Source organism: Cerasicoccus frondis (assembly GCA_031296915.1).
GTDB lineage: Bacteria > Verrucomicrobiota > Verrucomicrobiia > Opitutales > Cerasicoccaceae > Cerasicoccus > Cerasicoccus frondis.
The window spans coordinates 59,954-68,990 of the sequence record JAVDPC010000033.1 but is presented as its reverse complement, the minus strand read 5'-3'; the positions used below and the strand labels follow the sequence as shown (position 1 = coordinate 68,990).

General features: G+C 56.7%; 8 protein-coding genes. 7 read left to right on the top strand and 1 reads right to left on the bottom strand.

Annotated features, from left to right (window positions below):
- Window positions 1–184 precede the first annotated feature (184 nt).
- Entirely contained in the window at window positions 185–796 is a 612-nt protein-coding gene (locus tag RBB63_RS20010) for a PEP-CTERM sorting domain-containing protein (protein WP_309386936.1), read from the top strand.
- A 106-nt stretch (window positions 797–902) separates the two neighbouring features.
- A complete protein-coding gene (locus RBB63_RS20005) occupies window positions 903–1,205 on the top strand; it encodes an Rdx family protein (protein ID WP_343219139.1) in 303 nt (100 codons plus the stop codon).
- A gap of 869 nt (window positions 1,206–2,074) precedes the next feature.
- On the opposite strand, the gene RBB63_RS20000 is transcribed toward RBB63_RS20005, so the two are convergent.
- On the bottom strand, window positions 2,075–2,596 hold the full coding sequence (locus tag RBB63_RS20000) for a nucleoside deaminase (protein WP_309386933.1): 522 nt from the start codon (window positions 2,594–2,596) through the stop codon (window positions 2,075–2,077).
- A gap of 273 nt (window positions 2,597–2,869) precedes the next feature.
- Between RBB63_RS20000 and infA the strand changes: the two genes are divergently transcribed.
- The 5 genes from infA (at window position 2,870) to RBB63_RS19975 (ending at window position 9,027) form a co-directional block, all read left to right on the top strand.
- Window positions 2,870–3,142 (top strand): translation initiation factor IF-1, encoded by a 273-nt coding sequence (infA, locus tag RBB63_RS19995; protein ID WP_343219098.1) that lies wholly within the window; start codon window positions 2,870–2,872, stop codon window positions 3,140–3,142.
- A 48-nt stretch (window positions 3,143–3,190) separates the two neighbouring features.
- Window positions 3,191–4,141 carry a cysteine synthase A gene (gene cysK / locus RBB63_RS19990; RefSeq protein WP_309386931.1) on the top strand — a complete coding sequence of 317 codons (951 nt, stop codon included), beginning with the start codon at window positions 3,191–3,193 and terminating at the stop codon, window positions 4,139–4,141.
- A 449-nt stretch (window positions 4,142–4,590) separates the two neighbouring features.
- The gene (locus RBB63_RS19985) at window positions 4,591–5,568 is read left to right on the top strand and encodes an AAA family ATPase (RefSeq protein WP_309386929.1); all 978 of its coding nucleotides are present in this window, start codon (window positions 4,591–4,593) and stop codon (window positions 5,566–5,568) included.
- A gap of 23 nt (window positions 5,569–5,591) precedes the next feature.
- Window positions 5,592–6,770, top strand: coding sequence for a DUF58 domain-containing protein (locus RBB63_RS19980; protein ID WP_309386927.1), 1,179 nt, complete (start codon window positions 5,592–5,594; stop codon window positions 6,768–6,770).
- A complete protein-coding gene (locus RBB63_RS19975; protein WP_309386925.1) occupies window positions 6,733–9,027 on the top strand; it encodes a transglutaminase TgpA family protein in 2,295 nt (764 codons plus the stop codon). Before RBB63_RS19980 ends, RBB63_RS19975 begins: the two co-directional genes overlap by 38 nt.
- Window positions 9,028–9,037 lie beyond the last annotated feature (10 nt).

Here is a 9,037-nt window from a genome sequence, read left to right as displayed (position 1 = left end):
CGTTCAAGCCGCCTTGCGCTGCATTCATTTTTACTCGTTCCATCAACAGTTTTAATTTGAAAACACTACCTAGTGTTGGTCCGTCAGAAATGTTGTCATCCAATGGTATATTGCTGGATGTTTCCGCAGGCCTAGTTGAGGGTTGACGCTGAAAACTCATAATAAATGCTATTGTTCGATGTTTATGAATTTCTTTAATCGGAAGAATGCCCGTCTAGTGTTATTTATGGCTTCTGTTTTGCTTTGCCTGAATGCCAGGGCTGTAATTATTGCGAATTACAGTGAGTCTGATGGGGACGTGATCGGAGTTACCACGGGTTCGGCAATCTTAGATGACTTATCCCTAGAAGGGACAGAAAGCTATACACCCGGTATTGATCCAGGGCTGGGATACTTTTTGACGGGTGGCTCTGCTAATATGGACGTTTACACTGGCCTTACAACAGCTCCTACGTTTGGCCCCGGTGGTGGACTGGAAGCATCATATGGAACTGGTCCTCTAGTGGGCGTTATTGACCTGTTCTATGGCCTGGCGCTCTATTTGCCGGTTGGTTATGTGAGTGGCGCAGAGTTGGAGTCAGATTCGATCGCAATCTTTGCTGGGGAGTCATTTAGCAGTTTAGGGATGACTCCAGGGCAATACATTTGGAATTGGGGAGAAGGGGATAATGCCGATTCTTTAGTGTTAAACATTGGCGTTGTTCCCGAACCATCTACCTATGCCTTAATAATTAGTGCGCTTGTTGGCTTATTTGCTTTTCATCGACGTGTTAAAATTAGCAATCTAGGTAAGTAACTTTCTGGAAAGGCCAGCAGATTTGAATTCGTGAGTAGCCAAGTATTACTCCTTGCATATGCGACCTAGCCGGTTGCTTCGGTGGAAAGTCGTTGCTTTAATTTCTATGTCCAAGCCCAAGATCCTCATTCGCTACTGTCCGAAATGCAACTGGCTGCTGCGCTCTGCGTGGATGACGCAGGAGCTGCTTTACACCTTTTCCGAGGATCTGCAAAGCGTCACGCTGGAGCCCTCCTGCGAGGCGGGGATGTTTGAAATCCGTTACAACGACGATCTGCTCTGGGAGCGCAAACGCGACGGCGGCTTCCCGGACGTCAAGGCTCTCAAGCAACGTGTCCGCGACCGCCTGGACCCCGACCGCGACCTCGGCCATCTGGACCGGAAGCAGGACGACGGGCAGGGCGGGTAAATGCGTCTCGCGCCGTTTGCTGGTGATCGCAGCCCGATCGCAGCGAAACGATTCGGGGCATAAAGCCCCCCTCCTACAATTTTAGGCATACGCGCCGGAGGACTGGCATCCTGCCCCGATGTTGAATCGGCCACCCTCAACTTTTTCCTTTAACCTTTTTCCTTTAATCTCCCGGCGCAGCCGGGGAGGGGGGGGGGGTAATCCGCGAAAATTTCGTATCAAAGAACAATGAGCATCCCGCCCGATCGCCGGTTTGCGGCGCAGGAGGGAGCAAGCCCCGTTGTGTCGGGCTCTTCAACGTCGCTGCGGCGAAGCGGCAAGCTGGCATAATCCCGGGCAGGCTCTGCCGACCGGCGGGTCGGATTAAAACCTCGGGGCGTCGCGCGCCAAACTGCTGTCACCAGCATGGCGTCGAATGGGCCCCATCGAGCGGTTCAAAGTCTACGCGGAAACGAATGCCGTCGCACAAAACAGCGACTGGACTACCCGCGCGCTACGGCGGGTGGATGACATCGGTGGGAGAATTTTTCATGGCGGAGATGAGTGTCGGTTGATGATCAAAGAAATAGTAAACAAAAGCGCCCATTCTGCAACGAAAAACTGAACGTAAAAGCAGATTTATTTTCGCCGGATTCGGCAGGAGAATGCTCGTGCGATGCTGAATTTTTTCTGAATATCCTTGTCGTATAATCTGCTATCTGAAAAAGCCTTTGGATACAAAATCCCGAATATCGGTTTTCATGATTCCGCGTCTATCCATCATTCTATTTGGCCTTCTTTTGCCTGGCTGCCTCTTGGCCGCCATGAGCGACGCGCCGACTTTTTACCGGGTCAGCGTGAGTTATGCCGAATAGTAGGCGCGGTTGGCTCTACTCAGAATCCTTGGCCTTGACGCGTTTGAGGCGGAAGTAGGCTTGGATGAGCTCGCGGCATTCTTCCTCCATGACGCCGGAGCGGACGTTGAGGCGGTGGTTGAGGGAGGGCGTGGCGTGGGCGTCGACGACGCCGCCGAGGTAGCCCATTTTGGGGTCGGCGACGGCGAACACGACTTCTTTTAACCGGCTCATGATGCTGGCGCCGGCGCACATCGGGCAGGGCTCCTTGGTCACGTAGAGCGTGCATTCGTTGAGGCGCCAGTCGCCCAGAAAGTTCGCGGCCTTGGTGATGGCGAGCATCTCGGCGTGGGCCGTCGGGTCTTTGGTCTGGTCGACGCGGTTGAAGGCGTGCGCGATGGGTTCGCCGCCGTATTCGATGACGGCGCCGATGGGCGTTTCGTCGGCTTTCCAGGCGTCAATTGCCTGATTATAAGCGAGTTGCATGTAGAACCGGTCGTCGCGGACGAGTTGCGACGGGAAAAGCTTCTGGAATGGGCAGGGCAGGGTTGGCCTCATGATTGTGGAATGCGGATTGCAGATTGCGGAATTGGTTGAGCGTGAGAAGCGGTCATTGTGTGAATTGGGCGGAGTGCTCGTTACGGATTCGATATATGGCGGGATCAGCAACGTTGTCCAGCGCGCGAACCGTGATATTTTCAGCATATTCCGCAATCCTCATTCCGCAATCCGCACTGCTTAAGCCTTGACTCAGGCGTAGGGAAAGCGATTCTTGCGCCTTTCATTTGAGCCCAATTGGAACCCCGGCCAAATGATGCATTCTTATTATTTATGGCAGACGACGACGTAATCGAAGTAGAAGGTAAAGTAGTGGCAGTGCTTCCAGGCACCATGTTTCGCGTGGAGCTGCCCAATAAACACGTCGTGCTGGCCACGATTTCCGGCAAGCTGCGTAAGCACTTTATTAAGATTACCACCGGCGATATGGTGAAGATGGAAATGTCGCGCTACGACCTGAACAAGGCGCGCATCACCTTCCGCCTGCGCAACGCCAACCAGCAGCGCAATGCGCCGATCCGCAGCTTTGGCCCGCGTCGCCGGTAAGGGCGCGCGCCGAGAGTTTAATCGTCCACCTCTAACTACAGAAATCCTATGTCTCTAGCATCCTCGATCACGGCCACGATTGGCAATACGCCGCTGGTAAAACTGAACAAACTGACCGAAGGCCTCGAAGCCGAAGTCTACGTGAAGTGCGAATTTTTCAACCCGCTTTCGAGCGTGAAAGACCGTATCGGCCTGGCGATGATTGAGGCCGCCGAGCGTGACGGCAAGCTGAAGCCGGGTGGCATGGTCGTTGAGCCGACCTCTGGCAACACCGGCATTGCGCTGGCCTTCGTTTGCGCCGCCAAGGGCTACCGCTGCCTGCTCACGATGCCGGAAACGATGTCCATGGAGCGCCGCGTGCTGCTGAAAATGCTGGGCGCCGAGCTGGTGCTGACTCCCGGACCGAAGGGCATGGGCGGCGCGATTGCCCGCGCAGCCGAGCTCGTCGAGGAATACAAGGCTTTCATGCCGCAGCAATTTGAAAACCCGGCCAACCCCGCCATCCACCGCGCCACGACCGCAGAGGAAATCTGGGCCGCGACCGAAGGCAAGGTAGACGCGTTTGTGGCTGGCGTTGGCACCGGCGGCACGATTTCCGGCGTATCGGAAGTCATCAAGGGCCGCACGAAGCTGCACACCGTGGCCGTTGAGCCTGAAGCCAGCCCGGTCATCTCCGGCGGCGCGCCTGGCCCACACAAGATTCAGGGCATTGGCGCGGGCTTCATCCCGAAGAATTGCAACGTCGACCTGATCGACGAAGTCATCAAGGTGAGCAACGACGACGCGTTTGCCATGGCTCAGCAGGTTACGCTGCTCGAAGGCATTCCGGTGGGGATTTCCTCGGGCGCCAACATTTTCTCGGCTTTGGAGCTTGCGAAGCGTCCGGAAATGGCGGGCAAGCGCATTGTAACGATTGCGGCCAGCTCGACCGAGCGTTACATGTCGACTCCTTTGGCGGAAAAAGCGCGCGCAGAAGTTTCCAGTGGCGCTGAGTCGTAGAAGCTAAGGGGATTCCCAACTTTTTTAACATTTTGCATTCAGAGTCTTGACAGGGGAGATTCAGTAACCTACCACGTCATCATTCCGTTGCATAATTGTTAAAAATAAAGCATTTCCCCGATACCTTTTTCGCATTTATGTGATATATTTTCAGTGTTGGTTAAATCCGACACAGAATAGTAGCAGTAGTGGTAGCTGAAGCCGTCGGTCCGAGTGGGTCGGCGGCTTCTCTTTGTTTATCAGGGAAAACGCGCCCTGAAGATGTGCTGGCCGTTAATGGCGTAAGGTGTTGATTGCAGAACGACTTGGCTTGCAATTTGGTCGAAAGGGAACATGATTTGCTTTTACGGGTTTTACCCGGATAAATTCCCTATTTTTTATGTGTCGGCTCTTCGCACTGCTTCAATCTATCGCAGGATCTTTGTCGACGTGATATTTATTTTCAGATCATGAGTCAGACTTCGGCATCCATACCCGCCCCTCGCATCCGCGAAACCCTGCAACGGCTTTCCGGAAACATTTCAAAAGTAATTCGGGGCAAGGATGAAGTCATCGATGACGTCATACTCTGTCTGATCGCTGGCGGCCATGTTCTGCTGGAGGACCTCCCAGGCTTAGGCAAGACGACGCTGGCTTACTGCCTGGCCCGCTCCATCGACTGCAATTTCTCACGCGTTCAGTTCACCAGCGACTTGCTGCCCAGTGATGTGCTCGGCGTTTCCATCTACGATGAGCAGATGCGCGAGTTTGTCTTCAAGCGTGGGCCGATCTTTGCGAACATCGTCCTGGCTGACGAAATCAACCGGGCGACGCCCAAGACGCAGTCTGCGCTGCTTGAGGTCATGGATCGCGGCAAAGTGTCCGTGGATGGCTCCACTTATACAGTGGGCACGCCGTTCATCGTGTTTGCGACGCAGAATCCCGTCGACTATGAGGGCACCTTCCCGCTGCCGGAAAGTCAGATGGACCGTTTTCTCATGCGGTTGCAAATGGGTTACCCGGACCGTCAGCACGAGTTGGAGATCCTGCAGTCCGACCAAAGCCGCCGCAGCTACGACACGCTGAGCATCGAGCCGGTGATCACCGCAGAAGACATTCTGGAAATTCAGGATTACGTGCCGCAGGTCTTCATTGAGGAGAGCCTTTACGACTACATGCTGAAATTCGTCAGCGCCACCCGCACGGAAAGTGAATTTGAGGCCGGGGTGTCCACGCGTGGCGCGCTCGCGTTGAAGGTCGCCGCCCAGGCTCGCGCGCTGCTGTCAGGCCGCGCGTTCATGATCCCAGAAGATGTTTCCGCCGCCGTGAAGCCCGTCTTTACGCATCGCCTCGCCTTGCGCCGCCAAACGGCGGACCCGCTGGAAGAGCGCCGCGCAGTGGAGGGCATCCTGACCAAGCTAATTGACTCCGTGCCGCTCCCCATTTGAGCAGCCGCTAATTGCAGGACTCGATGTCCCGACCCATTGCCACCGAACCACCGGTCGAAGCCAGTAGGCCGGAATACAACATCACCGACTGGACGGACACCAGCCCCGGCAAGAGCAAGCTGAAGCTGCGGGACCGCCTGTGGCGTATGTTGTGGGTGTTTTTGCTGCCCGCCAAAAGCCACCCAATCGGCATCACGCCAGCGGGGTTTGTGCACATCATGGTGTCGGTGGGGCTGATGTCGGCCGCCTATGCTTCGTCGAGCAACAACATTTTGTTCATGGCCCTGTCGTTGGTGCTCTCCACGTTGATCCTGAGCGGTTTGCTCAGTTGGATGAATTTCCGGGGCGGTCGCTGGCGTTTGCTTTTGCCGGCGCATTTTCGCGTTGATGAGCCCGCCCCGATCGCCGTGGAGCTCTGGAATACAAAACGCCTCCTGCCAACCTGCTGCATGTGGGTGAAAATTCGGACGAAAAAGCAGAGCGAGTGGCAGCGTCTGTTTTTGGAAGACCGGCTCGACCCTGACCAGCAGGCTCAACTGGAATGGCTCTTTACCCCGCGCGAACGTGGCGTGGACATGGTCGAGGTTTCCGGCCTGGAGTCGCAATTTCCCTTTGGCTTTTTGCGAAAAACGATGGGCGTGGGCGTGGAGCGCGAAGTGGTGGTGACGCCGCGTCGGGTGGACTACGAATTTCGCACGCCGGTCGGTCGGCGTGGTCGTCAATTGGGCGCTTTTACTCGCCGTCCGGGCACAGGGGCGGAGCTGATGAACATTCGCCGCTATCAGCGGGGGGACCCCCAGCGGATTGTCCACTGGAAAGCCACGGCGCGCACCCGGCAGCTCATGGTGCGCCAGATGGAGGAAGAAAACCGCGACGGCTACATTGTGTTTGTCGAAACGCCGGCGTCGATCTGGTCCAACGCCGCGCAGTTCGAAAAGCTGTGCAGCTTTGCCGCGAGCCTGGCCGAAGACCTGTTCCGTGAGGGGCGTTTGGTGGGCGTGGCGGTCAACGACGAGCCCCTCTTAGTCATTAAGCGATTGCACGATTTGCAACTTTTCCTGGAAATGCTGGCCCGCGTAGAGCCTGTGTCCGGCTATCGGCCGGCGGGCGATCACTACGGCGGCAACTTGATTTCCTTTAAACCCGGCTCAAAACAAGAAGTAAATGCCTATCTCAGTGGCAACCTCGCGGGTTCGGCTTAGCCAAGACGAACTGCACCAACTCAAGTGGTTTCTGGGGCAATTTCTGTCCCTGATCTCCATGTGGTCCCTTTGGAGCCTGGAGTCGATTGCGAGTGGGCTGGTGCTGCTGTTTTTCGTGACGGCTTGCGTGGTGACGGCGATGCCGGGGCTGGTCGCGCGCATTCCCGCCTCGGTCAACAAGGCGGCGACCCCAGCGTTGATCCTGATCATCGCCATTGATTTCATGATGCATGGGGCGAACTTCCTGGACCCGATGATCCGGATGGTCGGTTTCCTCACGTTTTACCGCTCCCTACAATTTCGCAAACGTCGGGAAGACTTGCAACTGCTGCTGCTGACGCTGTTTACGCTCATCATCGTCGGCGTCTTGCTCATCTCGATATCTTTTGCGGTGCAGATGCTGATTTTCACGCCGATTGCGATGGGGCAACTGTTCCTGGTGAACTTGCTGGAGCCCAGCTATGACCGCGTGCTGAAGCAGGAGGATTGGAGTCATTTTTCGTGGGTGCGTTTTGTGCGCCGCCTGCGTCACGGGTTGGACTTTCAACTGCTGACGCTGGCCGGGGTGCTTTTTGCCATTGTGGTGGGCATCTCGTCGGTGATCTTCATTTCGCTGCCGCGCATCAAGATGGATCAGGCCCTGCCGTTCCTGCAATTGCAGGCCGGAGCCGGGATTGGTTTCAGCGACACGATTGCCTATGGCGATGTGAGCGAACTCCTCAACGGGGATGATCACGTGGCGTTGCGGGTGGAGGTGAGCGACCCGGACAAGATTCCCACGCGGCCTTATTGGCGCATGGTGGTGCTCGACCAATACGATCCGTTGGACAGCACATTTCGCGTGTCGACCGCCTCACGGCAGTTTACAAATTTGCGCCTGCAGGAAGGCTACCGCTACTCGAACATGGATACGCCGCAGCGCTTCATGGGGGGGAGCTCGCTGGAGCGCATGGACTACTACCTGGAGGGCAATGTGAGCAGCTACCTGCCGCTCATTGGCCCGTTTGAGACGATTCAATTCGGGCAGCGGGTGAAGTTTTTCCCGGGTGAGGATTTCAATGTCTTTGAGCTGGATGCGCCCACGGCCTCGGCCTTCGGGTATTCGCTGACCAATGTCTCATTGGGCGAGTCCATGCAGGCGAGCCATCGCGAGGCGCGGCTGCTTAATCGAATCTACGGCGAGCCGATCTTAGTCGAAGAGCGGGGCTCTAGCGTTCGCGAATTGCGCTACCCGGAAACAACGCTCTCGGTGCCTGCCGAGGGTGAAAATCTGCAATTCCTGCAGGATGCGGTGCAGGAAATCACGGGCGGGGCTAAGCTCAGTGCGGCCGAGTTTAGCCGCCGGGCGTTGGAATGGCTCAACCAGCGCTACAGCTATGCCCTGCGAACGGGCCTGCCAGCAGATGAGCGATCAGACAGCCTGCTCTACTGGATGCGCCATGCGGAGACCGGTTGGTGCGAGCATTTCTCCGGCGCCTTCATTATGCTCGCGCGGACGGCGGGTTATCCGGCGCGCGCCGTGGCTGGTTTTGCGGGGGCGACGTGGAACGACTACGAAGACTTTTTTGTCGTGCGCAACCGCATGGCGCACGCCTGGGTCGAGGTGTATGACGGTAGTGGCAGGTGGACGCGGGTGGACCCAACGCCTGCATCGCACTCGCTGTTTGGGAGCTCGGCGGACGGCATGCAGGCCACGATACCGACTGAGTCTGGCTGGAGCGCTTGGTTGGACAGCGTGCGCATGGTCTGGTACCGTCGGGTTATTAATTTCGATCAGGCCGACCAGGAGGAAATCGCCAGCAACATTCGGGATATGTCCGTGGGCGCCTTTAAGAATTTTCAGCAAAGCTTCGTGCAGAAGTGGGAGGCGCTGAAGCGCTGGCTGACGGAAGGATGGGGCTTGGAGAAGATCCGCGACATTGCCCTGTCCGTGCTGGTTATCTGTGCGAGCATTTTAGCGCTCCGTGGACTTTATTTCGCCTTTTTGGCTTGGCGAACCGCCTATGCCAAAGGGCATGGCCGGACTTCGCATGATCCGGTGCGCCGCCGGGCGGGGCATGCGTTGGCGCGGTTCAGGCCAGTATACCATATTGCGCAGGAGAAGTTACAGGCTGCCGAGTTGCAGCCGTGGCGAGCGACTTACGAAGAGCTGTTGATTTTGCGTTACGGCGAGCAGCCGAGCTCACGCAGTTGGAAAAGCACCATCCGGTCTGCGCGGCGCCTAGTCCGCGGCGGAGTTAAACCGCCGCCACAGTGACGCGCCGCAT

Coding starts and splice junctions, on each gene's coding strand:
- RBB63_RS20010 (WP_309386936.1), top strand. CDS start 185: ATGAATTTCTTTAATCGGAAGAATGCCCGTCTAGTGTTATTTATGGCT.
- RBB63_RS20005 (WP_343219139.1), top strand. CDS start 903: ATGTCCAAGCCCAAGATCCTCATTCGCTACTGTCCGAAATGCAACTGG.
- RBB63_RS20000 (WP_309386933.1), bottom strand. CDS start 2,596: ATGAGGCCAACCCTGCCCTGCCCATTCCAGAAGCTTTTCCCGTCGCAA.
- infA (WP_343219098.1), top strand. CDS start 2,870: ATGGCAGACGACGACGTAATCGAAGTAGAAGGTAAAGTAGTGGCAGTG.
- cysK (WP_309386931.1), top strand. CDS start 3,191: ATGTCTCTAGCATCCTCGATCACGGCCACGATTGGCAATACGCCGCTG.
- RBB63_RS19985 (WP_309386929.1), top strand. CDS start 4,591: ATGAGTCAGACTTCGGCATCCATACCCGCCCCTCGCATCCGCGAAACC.
- RBB63_RS19980 (WP_309386927.1), top strand. CDS start 5,592: ATGTCCCGACCCATTGCCACCGAACCACCGGTCGAAGCCAGTAGGCCG.
- RBB63_RS19975 (WP_309386925.1), top strand. CDS start 6,733: ATGCCTATCTCAGTGGCAACCTCGCGGGTTCGGCTTAGCCAAGACGAA.